General features: G+C 47.7%; 15 protein-coding genes. 6 read left to right on the top strand and 9 right to left on the bottom strand.

Translation table 11 applies throughout. The features are described from left to right. Window positions 1-31 precede the first annotated feature (31 nt). Window positions 32-1072 (bottom strand): tRNA dihydrouridine synthase DusB, encoded by a 1041-nt coding sequence (dusB, locus tag P2W70_RS02035; RefSeq protein ID WP_276479754.1) that lies wholly within the window; start codon window positions 1070-1072, stop codon window positions 32-34. A gap of 113 nt (window positions 1073-1185) precedes the next feature. Between dusB and P2W70_RS02040 the strand changes: the two genes are divergently transcribed. Genes P2W70_RS02040 through P2W70_RS02050 form a run of 3 tightly spaced genes read left to right on the top strand, consistent with a single transcriptional unit; the run spans window position 1186 to window position 3680 of the window. Further along, window positions 1186-2076 (top strand): CPBP family glutamic-type intramembrane protease, encoded by an 891-nt coding sequence (locus P2W70_RS02040; RefSeq protein ID WP_276479755.1) that lies wholly within the window; start codon window positions 1186-1188, stop codon window positions 2074-2076. A gap of 9 nt (window positions 2077-2085) precedes the next feature. Continuing rightward, a complete protein-coding gene (locus P2W70_RS02045) occupies window positions 2086-2964 on the top strand; it encodes a phosphatidate cytidylyltransferase (RefSeq protein ID WP_276479756.1) in 879 nt (292 codons plus the stop codon). Window positions 2965-3023: 59 nt separating this feature from the next. After that, a complete protein-coding gene (locus P2W70_RS02050; protein WP_276479757.1) occupies window positions 3024-3680 on the top strand; it encodes a phosphatidylserine decarboxylase family protein in 657 nt (218 codons plus the stop codon). 84 nt (window positions 3681-3764) lie between these two features. On the opposite strand, the gene P2W70_RS02055 is transcribed toward P2W70_RS02050, so the two are convergent. After that, entirely contained in the window at window positions 3765-4460 is a 696-nt protein-coding gene (locus P2W70_RS02055; protein ID WP_276479758.1) for a YjjG family noncanonical pyrimidine nucleotidase, read from the bottom strand. A gap of 58 nt (window positions 4461-4518) precedes the next feature. Here P2W70_RS02055 and P2W70_RS02060 point away from each other — a divergent pair, with 58 nt between their 5' ends. Both P2W70_RS02060 and P2W70_RS02065 read left to right on the top strand, forming a co-directional pair. Next, entirely contained in the window at window positions 4519-5220 is a 702-nt protein-coding gene (locus P2W70_RS02060) for an SDR family oxidoreductase (RefSeq protein ID WP_276479759.1), read from the top strand. Window positions 5221-5377: 157 nt separating this feature from the next. Next, the gene (locus P2W70_RS02065) at window positions 5378-7117 is read left to right on the top strand and encodes a BatD family protein (RefSeq protein ID WP_276479760.1); all 1740 of its coding nucleotides are present in this window, start codon (window positions 5378-5380) and stop codon (window positions 7115-7117) included. A gap of 2 nt (window positions 7118-7119) precedes the next feature. Here P2W70_RS02065 and P2W70_RS02070 read toward each other — a convergent pair whose 3' ends face one another. The 5 genes from P2W70_RS02070 to P2W70_RS02090 form a co-directional block, all read right to left on the bottom strand. Further along, window positions 7120-7821 carry a response regulator transcription factor gene (locus P2W70_RS02070; protein WP_276479761.1) on the bottom strand — a complete coding sequence of 234 codons (702 nt, stop codon included), beginning with the start codon at window positions 7819-7821 and terminating at the stop codon, window positions 7120-7122. Window positions 7822-7830: 9 nt separating this feature from the next. Next, window positions 7831-8805, bottom strand: coding sequence for a sensor histidine kinase (locus P2W70_RS02075; protein WP_276479762.1), 975 nt, complete (start codon window positions 8803-8805; stop codon window positions 7831-7833). A 6-nt stretch (window positions 8806-8811) separates the two neighbouring features. Next, window positions 8812-9303, bottom strand: a complete 492-nt coding sequence (locus P2W70_RS02080) for a gliding motility lipoprotein GldH (protein ID WP_276479763.1) — start codon at window positions 9301-9303, stop codon at window positions 8812-8814. Between the two features lie 105 nt (window positions 9304-9408). After that, the gene (locus P2W70_RS02085) at window positions 9409-10284 is read right to left on the bottom strand and encodes a YicC/YloC family endoribonuclease (RefSeq protein ID WP_276479764.1); all 876 of its coding nucleotides are present in this window, start codon (window positions 10282-10284) and stop codon (window positions 9409-9411) included. Window positions 10285-10337: 53 nt separating this feature from the next. Further along, window positions 10338-10922: a pseudouridine synthase gene (locus P2W70_RS02090; RefSeq protein WP_276479765.1), complete on the bottom strand. Its 585-nt coding sequence runs from the start codon at window positions 10920-10922 to the stop codon at window positions 10338-10340. Between the two features lie 338 nt (window positions 10923-11260). Here P2W70_RS02090 and P2W70_RS02095 point away from each other — a divergent pair, with 338 nt between their 5' ends. Then, window positions 11261-12208 carry a UDP-3-O-(3-hydroxymyristoyl)glucosamine N-acyltransferase gene (locus tag P2W70_RS02095; protein WP_276479766.1) on the top strand — a complete coding sequence of 316 codons (948 nt, stop codon included), beginning with the start codon at window positions 11261-11263 and terminating at the stop codon, window positions 12206-12208. Window positions 12209-12217: 9 nt separating this feature from the next. On the opposite strand, the gene P2W70_RS02100 is transcribed toward P2W70_RS02095, so the two are convergent. Continuing rightward, the gene (locus P2W70_RS02100; RefSeq protein ID WP_276479767.1) at window positions 12218-12961 is read right to left on the bottom strand and encodes a LytR/AlgR family response regulator transcription factor; all 744 of its coding nucleotides are present in this window, start codon (window positions 12959-12961) and stop codon (window positions 12218-12220) included. A gap of 1 nt (window position 12962) precedes the next feature. Further along, window positions 12963-15845, bottom strand: a complete 2883-nt coding sequence (locus tag P2W70_RS02105) for a sensor histidine kinase (protein ID WP_276479768.1) — start codon at window positions 15843-15845, stop codon at window positions 12963-12965. Window positions 15846-15854 lie beyond the last annotated feature (9 nt).

The following is a 15854-nucleotide window of genomic DNA, read 5'->3' on the forward strand; positions in this document are numbered from 1 at the left end:
ATTTTCAATAAAGTTAGGGTAACAACGCGATTTAATAAGCGCAGGAGGAAAGCTGGTCCTGCGAGAAGCCTGCCACCTGGCGCTCAGGTACCATTCCGGCATAAGCCACCTTCACCTCTTCCAGGATCTGCTCGATTTCTTCTTTGGATTTGACAGTCACCAGTCGGGTGCGGTATTCCTTGATATTGGGAAGACCTTTTAAATAGTTGGTATAGTGCCGACGCATTTCAAAGATGCCCACGATCTCTCCTTTCCATTCAATGGATTTACGAAGGTGGGTACGGCAAACCTCTACGCGTTCCTCGATGGTGGGGAGGGGGAGGATCTCCCCTGTCTGCATAAAATGTTTGATCTCCCGAAAGATCCAGGGATAACCAATCGCGGCACGGCCGATCATAATACCATCAATGCCATACCGGTTCTTATATTCCAGGGCTTTCTGGGGGGAGTCTATATCTCCGTTTCCGAAGATCGGGATCTGCATGCGGGGATTGTTCTTGATCTTACCGATCAATGACCAGTCGGCTTCACCCTTGTAAAGCTGAGCCCTGGTGCGGCCATGGATAGTCAGTGCTTTAATACCAACGTCCTGCAGCCGTTCTGCCACCTCCTCTATGTTTTTGGAATTGTCGTCCCACCCCAGTCGGGTTTTAACGGTTACCGGTAAGCTGGTCGATTTAACCACCGCACTGGTGAGGCGTACCATCAGGTCTATGTCTTTGAGTACCCCTGCACCGGCACCCTTGCTGACTACTTTTTTTACCGGACATCCATAGTTGATATCTACCAGGTCTGGCTGCACGGTATCTACAATGCGGGCGCTCATAGCCATGGCTTCTTCATCGCCTCCAAATATCTGAATACCAAAGGGGCGCTCAAATTCGGAGAAATCCAGCTTTTGACGGCTTTTGATGGCGTCACGGATCAGGCCCTCGCTTGAGATGAACTCACTGTACATCAGGTCAGCACCGTTCTGCTTACATACGTAGCGAAAAGGGGGATCGCTCACATCCTCCATGGGGGCGAGGAGTAAAGGGAATTCCGGAAGCGATATTTGACCGATGGCTGGCATAATAAAACTACCCGGGTTATCGTATATGATTCGGGATCAATTATCTTCGTATCCCGTAACTTGCGGCCCGAGCGGCGGCAAATTTACATCTTAATATTCGTTTATACCAGATTATGATCGGCCATTTACGTATAAAGTCACCCTGGACACAGCTAGTTCTGTTACTGGCATTTCCCGTCGCACTGGTCGTTCTGAACGCGTTTTGGCCGACATCGGGTCAACCTCAGGTCGATCTGTCTGATCCTAAGGTCATTACAAGCCTGAAATGGGCGCAGGCTTTCTCTTCTGTTATCCTTTTTGTGATCCCCACTTTCATTTATGTCGCCTACACCTTTACAGGCAAACAAATGCTTTTTTTGGGGTTCAAATCGGCCGAACATTCGAATATGTACGTACTGGCCATCCTTTGCGTGTTACTGGCATTCCCTTTTGTTTCCTGGCTGGGTGAGCTAAATCAAAAGATCAACCTGCCAACTTCCATGATGGAAATGGAAAAAAAAGCATCCGGTCAAATGGAGGCCTTTTTCAAATCCAACAAGCCCAAGGATGTATTGGTGAACGTGTTGCTGGTCGGGCTGCTACCGGCAATTTGTGAAGAGCTATTCTTTCGGGGAGCTTTGCAACGAATCGTAATACAGATCACCCGTAACCCCTGGGCAGGTATCATTATCACCGGATTCCTGTTTTCAGCCCTGCACCTTCAATTCCAGGGTTTCTTTCCCCGTATGTTCCTCGGTATTGTATTGGGCGCTCTGTACTGGTACAGCGGTAGCCTGTGGACTTGTGTATTGGCCCACTTTGTATACAACGCTGTTCAGGTCATTGCTGTATCTTTTGCTCCCAAATTCATCAATACCAATCCGGATATACCATTGATGGCAGCTGTAGCCAGTGGCGTGGCTGTCTGGGCTATCCTTTGGTACTATATCCGTCAATCATCTACTACCTATGCCAAAGTGTACCAGGTCGACGATCTTACACCTACAAACCAATTCATTGCTTAAGCACATTACATGGCACTAAACCTGGCCACATTAAAAACAAGATCGCTGACAGCCGTCATCTTCGTCGTTGTCATGCTGGGTGGCTTGCTGTGGAGCCACTGGACTTTTTTCTTCCTCTTCACCATTATTCATTTTGGATGCTGGAGTGAATACCAGAAGCTAATTGCTAAAATCGATCCTGAATATAAAAACATTACCCCAGCGCATAAATACGGTGTACGCGTTGCGGGCTGGTGTATCGTTTTGTTCTTTACCAACAATGCCTATAATATCGGCGACTTTTCCCTGCATGCCGTCGGATGGTGGGTTGGGCTCATCTGTGTTTTTATGTTGCCCATTATCGAATTGTTGTTTGCCGGCAATATCCGGCTAAAGAACATCTGGCTTTCGGCTTTGGGTTTGATCTATATCTCTTTGAGTTGGGGGCTTATGATCGATCTGCGCGGCGTAAGTATGCTCTTTCAAGGCGACAATGCAGTAATGGACCTGGGCCCCATTATTCCATGTGGACTCATTTTCTCCATCTGGATCAATGATACGATGGCCTACATCGTCGGGTCGTTGATCGGTAAAACTCCTTTCTCGGCGATCTCTCCCAAGAAGACCTGGGAGGGAACGGTTGGGGGCGCTATACTCTGTGTGGTGGTGATCTCTACGATCGGTTGGCTGATAAATACTTATACCGTTTATGATTGGATCGCCATTGCCGCCATCGCTGCTGTGGCGGGTACCGCCGGCGACCTGCTGGAAAGCAAACTGAAACGGATGGCCAATGTCAAGGACAGCGGTACCCTGATGCCGGGACATGGCGGTTTTCTCGACCGTTTCGATTCATTGTTGATCGCGACTCCTTTTGTATGGCTGTATGTCATGATCTTCATGAAATAACAGCTCCGGAACTCAATAATTACTAATTAATTACATTTGCACTCTTAACTCAATTTTAAATGACCATTCACAAGGAAGGATACAAGAGCATTCTCATTACGGCGATCATCTTTGCCGTTATCAACCTGTTGTCGTTTTATTTCATTAGTTACAGCCTTCCCTGGCTCAGTTGGGTCATATTCGTACTTACCCTGGGTCTGCTGCTCTTTATAATGTCTTTCTTCAGAGTGCCGAATCGCCAGCTCACCAAAGGCGACGGATTGGTCATTAGTCCGGCTGATGGAAAGGTGGTGGTGATCGAAGAAGTGTACGATGAAGAGTATTTTAAAGACAAACGACTGCAGATATCTGTGTTTATGAGTCCCGCCAATGTACACCAGAATCGCAATCCTATTGCCGGGGAGATCGTATACAATCAATACCACAAAGGGAAGTTCCTGGTGGCCTGGCACCCAAAATCCTCTACCGAAAACGAGCGTCACTCCGTGGTGATACGTAGTTCAAAAGGAGAGGTCCTGGTAAAGCAGATCGCGGGCGCACTGGCAAAGCGAATTATCAATTACCTCACCGTAGGTCAGAAAGTAGAGCAGAATGCCGAATATGGCTTCATCAAGTTTGGTAGCCGCGTTGACCTGTTGTTGCCCATCGGTACTAAAGTGAATGTCCAACTCAATGAAGTCGTTAAAGGTGGTGTAACCGTACTGGCTACCCTTTAAAAAAGCGAGTCACGTATAAATAATTGATCCCGGTCTGTTAAGGCCGGGATCTTTTTTTGCGGGTGCCGGTCAATAGGTCAGCGACTAAAATATGTGTTCCAATTCCTTCAAATGATAAACCGTATAGGTGGCTTTTACAGGGGTGCTATCATTGATATGGTTTACAAATACCTGGTCGATGCCCGCATTGATGGCGCCCTGGATATCTACTTCGATATTGTCGCCCAGCATAATACTGTTGGCCGGTAAGGCACGCGCCCGCTGCATGGCGTAATCAAAAATTTCTTTGTGCGGTTTCAGGCTATTGCTGCCTTCAGAAGTAATGACCTGGCTAAAATACTTATCGATGCCACTGTTTTTCAGCTTGCTGTGCTGGGTGTGTTCAAATCCGTTCGTGATCAGGTGGAGATGATACCCCTTTGCCTGCAAATACCCAAGTATTTCTATTGTGTAGGGAAACAGCAAATTGCGGGAAGGGAGCAATTCAAGAAAGCGTTCTCCCATTTTACGGGCGAGCTTGTCATCGCCAATCTTGAAATCGAGCAACGTCAACCACATTCTTTTCCACCTCAGCTCATCTACTTTGATATATCCGTTGCGATAGCGGGCCCACAGTTTGTCATTGTGCACCAGGTAGCTTTTGTGAAATTGATCAAAATCGTGCACGCCACGGGACTGCAGGGCCATTTCTTCATAGATATCAGTCAGGGTTTTTCGGCTATTCGCTTCAAAGTCCCAAAGGGTATGGTCAAGATCAAAGAAAAGGTGCTCATATTTCATCCCGCAAAAATAACAACTCCATTACCAGGTTCTGCCTTCCTATCCCTAATTTCATGTTATGAATGTAGTCATTACCGGTGCTTCCAAAGGGTTTGGTAAATCGCTCGCAGAAGAATTCGCTGCTCATGGTCATAACCTGTTTCTCTGTTCGCGCAATGAAACCAACCTTTACCGGACGGTGGAGGAGTTGATGCGCTATTATCCTGATAGTCAAATTAAAGCAAACGCATTCGATCTTTCCGTCAAAGAACAGGCGATCGCATTCGGACAATGGGTGCTTAGCTTCGGAAAACCGGTCGATGTGCTCATCAACAACGCGGGGCTTTTTGAACCGGGAAGTGTACACAATGAACCAGATGGCACACTAGAGCAGATGCTGAATGTAAACCTGATGAGCGCCTATCACCTCACCCGCACCTTGATTGCCACAATGATGGAACGTAAAAGCGGCCATGTTTTCAATATGTGCTCCATCGCATCGTTGAAGGCCTATGCCAATGGAGGCGCTTATAGCGTGAGCAAATACGCACTAGCCGGGTTTTCCCGAAACCTGCGCGAGGAAATGAAGCCCTATGGGGTTAAAGTAACGGCTGTTTACCCCGGCGCAGCTTACACCGATTCCTGGGCAGGCAGTGGTGTCGATCCACAACGTATCATGCAATCCAAAGATATCGCCACCATGATCTATGCGGCAGCGCAGTTATCGCCCCAGGCTTGCGTGGAAGATATCATCCTGCGTCCGCAATTGGGTGATTTATAACAGGATGCCACCGTTCATCCTTTAACTGACATTTAACGTGTACAAATTCCGAAAGCCTTCGTAACAAAAATTATATTTGTCTACCGGCCAGCCACCGGCGTAAAACCAACCATTTATCAGCAGAAAACTTTACATACTTCTATTTGCGACATGCCTTTTGGGTTGGCAATTTGCCAGCGGACAGGTCAAGTTCTATACCCAGCTCAACGAGTCGACCGTACAGTTTCCACAAACATTCCAGGTGCAATATGTGATCGAAGGGGCCAAAAGTGTGCAGGACTTCCGGGTACCTGAGTTCAGCGACTTTCGCGTGGATGGAACATTCGATTACCAGAATACAACCAGTATACAGGCACAAACCCGTCAATTGCTAGAGTCTTATGTGAAGATCGTGATCCTCTCCCCCCGTCGTACTGGAAAGTTTACGATTCCCGGAGCTGTTGCTATCGTCGATGGGAAGAAAATGACCTCAACTGCCGTGAAGGTGGTGGTGCAACGCACAGGGCTTTCTACTGCCGGGGCTCCCCGTGCGGAAGAAGAGGTAGATATGGAATCGGCCACAGAGTTACAGCCCGGAGAGGACGTTACGGAAGAGATACACCGTAACTTTTTTCTGCGCACAGAAGTCAATAAGAAAGATTGTTATGTGGGCGAGCCGGTCATGGCAGTATACAAAGCCTATTCCAGGCTTAGCACAACTGCGCAGGTGACCAAACGGCCATCACTCAATGGCTTCAGTGTGATCGAGATGGTAGATGGATACGATAACAAGCAGGAAATTGAAGTTTACAAAGGCAAAGCTTATTACGTCAACGTCATCCGAAAAGTGCAGCTCATTCCTCTGCAGGAGGGCAGTTTTTCACTCGATCCGGCAGAAGTAGAGGGCATGGTCCATTTTAGGAAAAAGGACCTGCAATCGGGTTCATGGACTGCGGCAGATTATCCGGTATCGGTAAAGTCCGACCCGGTAGAAATGACCATCCGACCACTGCCAGTCGAGAACCAGCCCGAACACTATACCGGAGCGGTGGGCAAATTTGATATTGCGGTAAAAGCGCCTGCCGGCCCTATCAGGCAAGGCGATCTCGTGAAGATACAGGTGGTGATCTCTGGAACCGGTAACCTTAACCTGATCACTGCACCGGTGGTACAATGGCCACGTGGTGTAGATACCGCGGATCCGGCCGTGCGGGAAAATGTCAACAAGTACATATATCCGCTTACCGGCAGTAAGGAATTCGAATATTCGTTTGCTGCCCCCGATACCGGTACTTGTACGGTTCCCGCCATTGAGCTGGCCTATTATGATCCCTATTTGAAAGAATATAAATTTTCCAGCAGCCAGCCAGTCACTATGCAGATCATGCCTGGGGTCAGCAAGGCGGAGCAACAGGAACGAAATGATGTGCTGGAGCGCGCCAACGAGCGAGGAATTCCCCGACACCTGTATTTCTTTGGGGCAGTGGTGTTGGCAATAGCCAGTTGGATATTTTACCAGTCCTGGCAGCTGCGCAGATCGCGCAAAACGGCAAAGCCTTTGGTGCCAGCACCCAAGCCCGTGGAAGTGGCTTTAACAGTAGTCAGTCCGGAGCAACGCCTGGCCACCGCCAGGGAGGCTTTGCATAACAACGATAAACGTTTGTTCTGCCAGGAAATTCAACAGGTATTGTGGAAAGCTATTGGAGAAAAATGCCAGGTGGCGCCATCTGCTATGAACAAGCAGCATATTGCCGGTGCGTTGGCTGAGCGGGGAGTGCCTGCTGAAACTGTTCAGCAATTGATCAGGGTGTTGAATGAATGCGAATGGGCATTGTATACGCCTGGTGAGCAGGTCGACGATATGAAGCGTATTTTTTACGAAACCAAAGACCTCCTGCAGCAACTGCAACAGGTATAAAGCTATTCCGTGTATTTGTAGCCTACCCCTCTTACCGAGTGAAAGTATTCGGGATTGCGGCTATCCGTTTCAAAGTATTTCCGGAAGTTAAGGATGAAATTGTCGATGGTACGGGTGGTGGGATATACGTTATAGCCCCAAACGGTCTGCAGGATCTTTTCGCGGGGTACTACTTCGTTCTTGTTCTCTATCAGCAACTTTAGCAGCATTGCTTCTTTTTTACTGAGCTGGATGCGCTCTCCGCCCTTGGTCGTGGCCTCCTGGGCCTTAAAGTCAACGGTATTGCTACCAAAGCTGTAAGTATCACCAACGGTATCTTTGTCAAGCATCTTCTTATTCTTATCGATCAGCTTGTGTACCCGCAGCAACAGTTCTTCGAGGTTAAAAGGCTTGGTCAGGTAGTCATCTGCTCCTTTTTTCAATCCCAGCACCCGGTCAGAACTGGCGTTCTTCGCACTTAGGATCAGGATTGGGACTTCGTTGTTCTGGACCCGTATGGTTTCTGTAACAGCAATGCCGTCCAGTTCGGGCAGCATAACATCCAGGATCAGCAGGTCGAAATATTCATCCTGCACTTTCTGCAAGGCTTCACTGCCGGTGTAAGCAGAAGTAACTTCATATCCTTCCAGCTCCAGGTTCAGCTTTAAAGCTTCGTGTAGGTTTTCTTCATCTTCAACCAGCAAAATGGACGGCCTCGTACTCATAGTAAGAATTTACTTCGTAAAGCTAACGCTAAAGTTACAGCCGCTGGGAGTATTATCAGTCAATCGGATATGCGCTTTGTGATCTTTTGCAATTTTATGACACAGGTACAGTCCAAGACCGGTGCCTTTGGCTGTCCGGGTATTTTCATTGCCGATGCGGTAGAATTTTTCAAACACCCTGTTTTTTTCGGCATCGGGAATGCCGGGACCCTGATCTATTATTTCCAAAACTACCTGCCTGCCTTTTTCGTGCAGCTTACACAGGATAGGCTTGTCTTTGGGCGAATACTTCATGGCATTTTCAAGCAGGTTGTTCACCAGGATCTGCAGCAGTAAGGGATCGCCTTTGATGTCTATTTCAGGGTCGATAGCTGATTGCCAGATACGGTCAGGAAAGCGATGGCTGAAATCAGAAAAACTTCCTTTTACAAGATCCGAGAAGTCGAGTTCTTCATCCGATTTGCGGTACCGCCCACCTTCCAGTTGGGTCGATACGAGAATATTGTTCACCAGTGTATTGAGCCGGTTTACCTCTGTCAGCGTCATGTTTAACAGCTTTTGGCGCTTGGGTTCCTCCAGAGAATGCTTCAGCAGGGTTTCGAGGTTGAGGTTGGCTACGGCGATCGGGGTCTTCAACTCGTGGGTGACCGTCATCATAAAGTTCTGCTGTTGTTGCTGGAAGTTCCATTGACGGCGGAACAGCCGGTACACCAGGAAAGCGCCCACCAGCGTTAGAACGAGGGATGTCGCCCCCTCCCACATATATTGGGCTGATTTGCGCCTGCGTTCGTCATTGATCAGGTCATAATGGGCCTGATAACGGGGGTCATCGAGCTTTAGCTCCTGTAGTTTATAATTGTTCATCTGGCGATTCTGGGTTTCCAGGGCAATAAACCAGAATACCATGGCTGCAATGATGTACAACAACAGGAACCAGTAAATGGTGCTGATGAAATAAAGTCTTTTTTTGGCTGCAGCTTCCATGATGACCTATTTCGCTTTCTCTACGCGGATGCCTACATTCATGACATGCTCCAGGGGATCTTCCCGCATGATATTGGAAAGCTTGAAGCGGTAGGTGCCTTTTTTCAATGTAAGGGGCTTTTGCAGCGTTGTTACAGGGATACGGTGCTCGAAGATATCGTCCATTCCTGTGCCAAGCCATCCCTTGCTGTCGGTAGCCAGTTGCAACTCCAGCTTCTGGGTCTTTACCGTGCTATCGGGTTGCATGAGGGAGAGCGACATCCAGATGTTTTTATAGCGGTAAGCATCGCTGTGCCGGAGCACAACGTAGATGTTGTAAAGGCTGGTAGTGTCGTTGATGTCGAAGCTGATCTCAGGGGTAAACTGGCTGCTCCAGGCATGGTTGGGGATCGCCACATTCTTTTCAAATACATCTACTGTATCACAGGACGCTATGAGAAAGAAACAGGATACAAGGAGGGAAAGGGGCAGAATGCAAAACAGGTGGTTCCTTTTCAATGGACAATAATTTTTACAAATATACACATCGGGCATTTTGCCGCAAGTGACGGTCTTAGGGCTAAGCAGCCGGGAAAGGCGGAGCCCGGCTGTTTTACCATCTCATTATAGAACGTTTAATACTTGTTCTTTTGCCTTCTCCATCTCATCTTTCATCATTACTACACATTTCTGGATGCTGGAGTCGTAGGCCTTGGCTCCGGTGGTATTGATCTCACGGCCAATTTCCTGCAATATGAAGGATAGCTTCTTGCCTTTGTTCTCATCCTCCTCTTGTAGTATCGATACAAAATAGTCGCAATGGTTCTTCAGGCGTACCTGTTCTTCCGTCAGGTCGATCTTCTCAATGTAATAGATCAACTCCTGCTCCAGGCGGTTCGGGTCATAGCTTTCTTTTCCTACATTCTCTTCCAGTACCTTAACGAGCCCTTCCCGGATCTTTTGTTTACGAAGTGGTTCCAGGGAGATCACCTGCTCCTGCTGCTTGCGGATATTGCTGATGCGTAACAGGAGGTCCTGCTGCAATACTTTACCCTCTTCCTGGCGGTGATGGTTCAGGTTATCGATAGCGTTCCCGATTACTGCCTCCAGCCCATTCCATTCCTGGGGGGTCAGGGTTTCGCCGGTAGGTGTGATCACCTCGGGAAGTTTGATAAGTGTGCTGAGAATATGCGCCGGGTCAAGGTCGAGTGCCTTCGAAAGCTCTGCAATAGGTTTGTAATATGCCTTGGCGAGGTCTGTATTAATACTGACCGGCTTTGCTGCTCCACTTTCTTTCAGGCTGATCGAACAGTCTACAGTACCACGTCCCAGCTTTTTCGATAACAGTGCGCGGATATCAAATTCAAAAGGCTTCAGAAATGCAGGCATCTTAAGCGATAGTTCAAACTGCTTTCCGTTGAGTGATTTGATATCCACCAGAAAGGTCTTATCGCCTACTACTTGCTCTGCTCTCCCAAAACCGGTCATAGATTTCAGCATATTATGGATTTTACAGCAAGGTAAGGAATTAGTTTATAGTTGTTAGTGAGCAATTAAGAGAATAGGGAACTATATATGCCGGATCGGTCCAGGTTTCGCATCTCGCCAGGCTGCAATCCATCGATTGTAAGACGCTCAATCCGGTAGCGAATCAGCCGGAGGGTTGGGAAACCTACCTGTGCGGTCATCTTTCTTACCTGCCGGTTTTTTCCTTCCGTAAGCGTAAGGCTCATCCAGCTATCCGGAACCGATTTGCGATATCGGATAGGAGGGGTGCGTTCAGGAACAACCGGAGGCTCCTGAAAGGCGCTCGCTTTACAGGGTTTCGTACGATGCACCTTGCCATCAACCGTTATGTCGACTCCGGTAGAGAGGGCATGTAAGGCCTGATCGGAAATGGCGCCCTCTACCTGTACCCAGTATTCCCGTTCGTGGGAGAAGCGTGGATCGAGCAAACGGTGATTGAGGGTTTTGTCATTCGTAAGGATCAACAATCCTTCACTATCATAATCCAGCCTGCCTACGGGATATACATCTGCAGGTACGGCAAAGCAATCTTTTAAAGTACGTTTGTCACCTTCTGGTGAGAATTGGGATAATACCTGAAACGGCTTATAGATGATGAAATACTGAAGCATACTAAAAGAAAAATCTCCCGGTGAACCGGGAGATTTATTATGTGGATGGGTTAGTAAGTACCGGGAAATAAATTTCCCTACACAATATTAAAAATAATTTTTTCTATCTGGAAAAATTTTGCAACAATTTTTATTCACATTTTTTTTAATGCTGTGGAAATCCTCGGCCCTGAATGGGGTCAGTTAAAGACATTCCAGCGTTATCAATCGAGATGGCTTCCGTGATATCGAACAGAACGAATGTTGTGAGATACCTTTGAAAGGCTGATCAGCCCTGCATTTCAACAAGACTGTTATACTTCATTGATTCCACGTTACCTTTGCGAAAATCACAAATCATGAAGTTTCCCGCTCCGATAGCTGTACAGGAAATAGCACAAATGATCAATGCCCGATTGGTTGGTAATGTAAACGGGTTGGTAACCGGGATCAATGAGATTCATAAGGTAGAAGCTGGCGACCTCGTCTTCGTCGATCACCCTAAATACTATGATAAGTGTATCCATTCTGCAGCCACCTTTGTGATCATCAATAAAGAAACAGCCTACCCGGAAGGCAAGGCGCTCCTCATCGTCGATCAGCCTTTCGAAGCTTATCAAACCATAGTCCGGCACTTCCGGCCCTTTCAGCCAGCCACCCAGTCAATCAGTGAACAGGCGGTTATCGGCGAAGGAACCTATATAGCGCCCAATGTCTTCATCGGTCGCGACGTTTCCATCGGCAAGAACTGCCGGATCTTCCCCAATGTTACCATTATGGACCATTGTGTGATCGGGGATAACGTTGTTATTCAGGCCGGAACTGTTATCGGGTCCGATGCGTTCTACTACAATACCAAAAAGGACCGTGAAGTATGGTATAAACGAATGGAAAGTGGTGGCCGTGTGGTCATCGAAGACGATGTAGAGATCGGTGCAGGCTGTACCATCGATCGCGGTGTTAGTCATGATACCCGAATCGGTCGTGGTACTAAAATGGACAACCTCATACAGATCGGCCATGATACCGTCGTTGGAAAAAACTGCCTGTTTGCCAGCCAGGTAGGTATTGCAGGCGCTACGACCATCGAAGACGGAGTCGTACTGTGGGGACAGGTTGGTGTGTCCAAAACGTTGACCATCGGCGCCAATGCCGTTGTATTGGCCCAGAGTGGTGTTCCAGCCTCACTCGAAGGCGGTAAGGTATACTTCGGTTACCCGGCAGAGGATGCATCCCTGAAAAAGCGGGAGTTCGTCTGGATTAAACGCATCCCTGAGATCTGGGAAAAGCTGAAAAACCTGAAATAGGGGTAGTGCTTAGCTGAATTTGGCAAGGAACTCATCCCGTTTACGGATCGACACCTCAATCATGGTACCGTCTTCCATTTCGATATAGCCCCCCCTTCCGCGGTGGTATTTCCGTACAAACAAATGGTTGATGATGTGCGAGTGGTGGATGCGCGAAAACTCGTCGGCGCTTAAAATGTCCTCAAACTCCTTCAGGGTTTTGGATACGATAAGCGGCGCTGAGCTTTTTAGGAAGATCGTGGTGTAATTACTTTTGGCCTCCATGCGGATACAATCGTCCGTGTTGATAAAAACCAGCCCGTCAAGGGTGGGCAATGCCAGCCGTTGATAGCTGTTTTTCTGCGATTGGAGGTTGAATAGCAGGGTTTCGATCTGCTTATGAATATGCTTATTTTCCAGTCGCTCCACCGCTTTTATCACAGCTCGCTGCAATTCTTTGATATTGATAGGCTTTAGCAAATAGTCGAGAGCAGCATATTTGATGGCATTGATAGCATAACTGTCAAAAGCAGTAACGAATACGATTTCAAAACCGACCGGAGACAGGGTATTTAAGAGATCGAAGGCATTGCCGTAGGGCATCTCGATATCCAGGAAAACGAGATCGGGCATGGTGGACCTGATGACTTCTTCACCTGTTATGGCACTTTCGGCAGTGCCTACGATCTGTACCTGCGGACAAAACCGCAACAGCAGCTGTTGTAAGGTATTAATGTTGTTGGGCTCATCGTCAATTAATACAACCTTGATCATTTCAGCTAAGTTTTGAAAGCAATGACAGCGGAAACGCGATCTCTACACGCGTACCGATTGCCTTACCCGTTTCGTCGATCTTATCGACAATGTTTATCGTGACCGTTCCATTAAATTGCCGGTTCAATGCCTGGATCCTTTCGGCTGCCAGGGTCATTCCTTTGGATTGATACTCCACATGTACTTTTGATCGCAGGCGCAGCGCTTCTACGCGACCAATGCCGTTGTCTTCTACCGTACAGGCCAGGGATGCCCCATACTGCCTGAACTTTACTTCCACCAACCCCTTTTCTCCTTTTTTGTAGCGAATACCATGGCGGATGCTGTTCTCCACATAGGGTTGTAACATCATACTGGGAATTGAGAGATGACTGGCATCGATTTGCTCATCCACGGTGATCTTATAGTCGAATGAATCACCAAAACGCATCCGCTCCAGTTCCATATAACGCGACAGATAGCTTACTTCTTCCTCAAGCGTGATCGTGCCTTTGGCTGCACTATCCATGGTTTGGCGGATAAGGCGGGCAAACGCCGTAAGGTATTGGTTGGTCGCCAACAGGTCGTTTTGAATGATAAATGCCTGGATAGAATTGAGGCAGTTGAAGATGAAATGTGGGTTCATCTGGGCCAGTAAGGCCAGTTGTTCCAGCTTACTGACTTTTTGCTCAAGGCTCGCCTTCTCCCGCTCCCGCTTTCTCAATACACTGAACCGGGCGCCTACCAGCAGCGCGGTCAGCATAATCGTCAATATGGCGACAATTGCCAGGAACCACCAGGTTTGCCAAAATGGAGCCTTGACCGTAAAGGGAATAATAATTGGAGCGCTCACAACCCCAAATTTGTTGATTGCCGTGAGCTCCAGTTGATATTGCCCGGAAGGCAGTGAGGGATAGCTCAATGTGTTTTGCCGGGTAGAGTCCCAGGAATCTTTCAACCCCTTTAATCGGTATCTGTAAATTATATCACCAGCCGATTTGAACGAGATCGCGACAAAATCGATAGTAATATTATTGTCATTGTAAGCCAAATGGCCTATCGAATCGGGGTCGACAGGTCGACCCGATACAGATAGCCCCAGCAACTTCAGATCGCAACGCGAAAAATCCGATACCTGCCTTTCATTGAAAGTAGTAAGTCCGGCCGGCGATCCGATATATACCAGGCCGCTGTCCACATAGATGGCATTGATAATATTGGATGGCAACCCATCAGAAAAAGTATACTGGCGCGGACGTAACGACAAATTTCTCTGGTCGATCTTATTGACGCCTTTGTCGGTCCCAACCCACAAATGATCTTTGTCTATAAATAAGGTTCTGCAGATATTACTTGTAAGCCCTTCGCGGGTGGTGATTCGGGCAAATACCTGGTCGCCTTTCAACCCAATAACACCTCCGCCAAACGTCGCTACCCAAATGGTTCCATCTGTTGTTTGGCTGATTGCCGCTATGCGATAGCGCAGGTTGGGCTCTTTTGCCCCCAGGTATTTTTCTTTCTGGCCTTGTTGCAAATAATACAACCCTTCAACCGTTCCCACATAGGTCTGCTGTTGGTAGTATCCGACACTGGTAGCCCGGGTTGTCCAGATGGTATCTAAAACAGCGAGCTTCGTTGCGTCCACATGCACCACATTCCGGCCGGTAGCTATCAACAACTTGTCCCTGCTGATCTCCTGAACTGCTTTAACCGGCTCGATAAAGCAAAACCGTCCAGCGGATTTGCTTTTTTGATATACAAAGAGGTCATATCCCAGCATAAGACTGCCGTTGGTGAGGGGAGCAATGGATACCAGTCGGTTGCTGGTATAAGATACCTGGCTGGCCTTTTCAATAGGTGCAAGAAATGAGGCGAGCTTGATCGTAGTACCGTTGATCTCATACAGCTTATTAAAGCCAGCACCTGCCAGGATGGTATTGTTGCTGGCTGCCAGCGAGAATATTTCAGGGTGTTTGTTATCCGGAAAGGTGAAAGTTTTAAAGTTGCGCGATGTTAGCTTATAAACCCCCTCGCCGGTTGTTCCAAACCACATATTCTTTTCAAAGTCGATCAGCACAGTATTCACCATTTTTCCCGGTAGAAATTTCTCGGCGAACCGGTCTTGCCTTATGGTGTCTACCAGGTACGCTCCATCGTTGCTGCCAATCAGGTATAATTGTAGTTCCTTCCTGTCAGCACTGAATCTTCCATAGAAATTTGAAGTAATACCTTTCTTGTACCTGATTGTTTTGACCACTCCATCCGCGGTAACATTTGACATAACGATTTTACCCGCCAAGGCGTTTTCGCCAGCCTTCCAGAAGCTAAGTCGTCCGTCTTGCCAAAGAAATGAAGAGTCGTAGGTCGATAATATCAAGCCTCCTGGATTATTAAAGTTGGGCATACCACCTTTAAAAATTCTATTGAAATGTCGAAGACTGACTAATTGCTGATTCCCTGGTTTCGTATGGAGGATATATCCAAACCCGCCATCGAGCAGCAATAAATTGCCATCACGATCGCCTGTCATAAAGGATATGACTCCCTCTATTTTTACCCGCCTCAACAGGCTGTCATTGTCTGCAGTGTGCATTTTCCCCTGGTAATAATAACAAAGGGTATTTTTAAACGGTGAGATCCAAAGTCGTCCCTGGTAATCTTCAAATAATTTAATTACCTCCGCATCTGGCAACCCATCAGCCGTGGTGAAGTTCTTAAACCGCGTGCCATCGAAACGGCTAAGGCCCGCCTCAGTAGCAAACCAGATATAGCCATCCTGATCCTGCACCATATCGTAAATGGTAGAACCTGCAAGTCCATCTTTGGTATCATAGCGGATGTAATTGTACTCCTGACCCGAAGTAGCGGTAGGAGCGAAAAGAGCGCAGAAAATTAGGAACAACAAACATCCCAG

Source organism: Paraflavitalea pollutisoli (assembly GCF_029360705.1).
GTDB lineage: Bacteria > Bacteroidota > Bacteroidia > Chitinophagales > Chitinophagaceae > Paraflavitalea > Paraflavitalea pollutisoli.

Bases quoted from the DNA above. Each gene is read 5' to 3' on its own strand.
- P2W70_RS02055 (WP_276479758.1), bottom strand. From the start codon at position 4,460: ATGAAATATGAGCACCTTTTCTTTGATCTTGACCATACCCTTTGGGAC.
- P2W70_RS02045 (WP_276479756.1), top strand. From the start codon at position 2,086: ATGGCACTAAACCTGGCCACATTAAAAACAAGATCGCTGACAGCCGTC.
- P2W70_RS02085 (WP_276479764.1), bottom strand. From the start codon at position 10,284: ATGCTGAAATCTATGACCGGTTTTGGGAGAGCAGAGCAAGTAGTAGGC.
- P2W70_RS02090 (WP_276479765.1), bottom strand. From the start codon at position 10,922: ATGCTTCAGTATTTCATCATCTATAAGCCGTTTCAGGTATTATCCCAA.
- P2W70_RS02040 (WP_276479755.1), top strand. From the start codon at position 1,186: ATGATCGGCCATTTACGTATAAAGTCACCCTGGACACAGCTAGTTCTG.
- P2W70_RS02070 (WP_276479761.1), bottom strand. From the start codon at position 7,821: ATGAGTACGAGGCCGTCCATTTTGCTGGTTGAAGATGAAGAAAACCTA.
- P2W70_RS02095 (WP_276479766.1), top strand. From the start codon at position 11,261: ATGAAGTTTCCCGCTCCGATAGCTGTACAGGAAATAGCACAAATGATC.
- dusB (WP_276479754.1), bottom strand. From the start codon at position 1,072: ATGCCAGCCATCGGTCAAATATCGCTTCCGGAATTCCCTTTACTCCTC.
- P2W70_RS02075 (WP_276479762.1), bottom strand. From the start codon at position 8,805: ATGGAAGCTGCAGCCAAAAAAAGACTTTATTTCATCAGCACCATTTAC.
- P2W70_RS02050 (WP_276479757.1), top strand. From the start codon at position 3,024: ATGACCATTCACAAGGAAGGATACAAGAGCATTCTCATTACGGCGATC.
- P2W70_RS02100 (WP_276479767.1), bottom strand. From the start codon at position 12,961: ATGATCAAGGTTGTATTAATTGACGATGAGCCCAACAACATTAATACC.
- P2W70_RS02060 (WP_276479759.1), top strand. From the start codon at position 4,519: ATGAATGTAGTCATTACCGGTGCTTCCAAAGGGTTTGGTAAATCGCTC.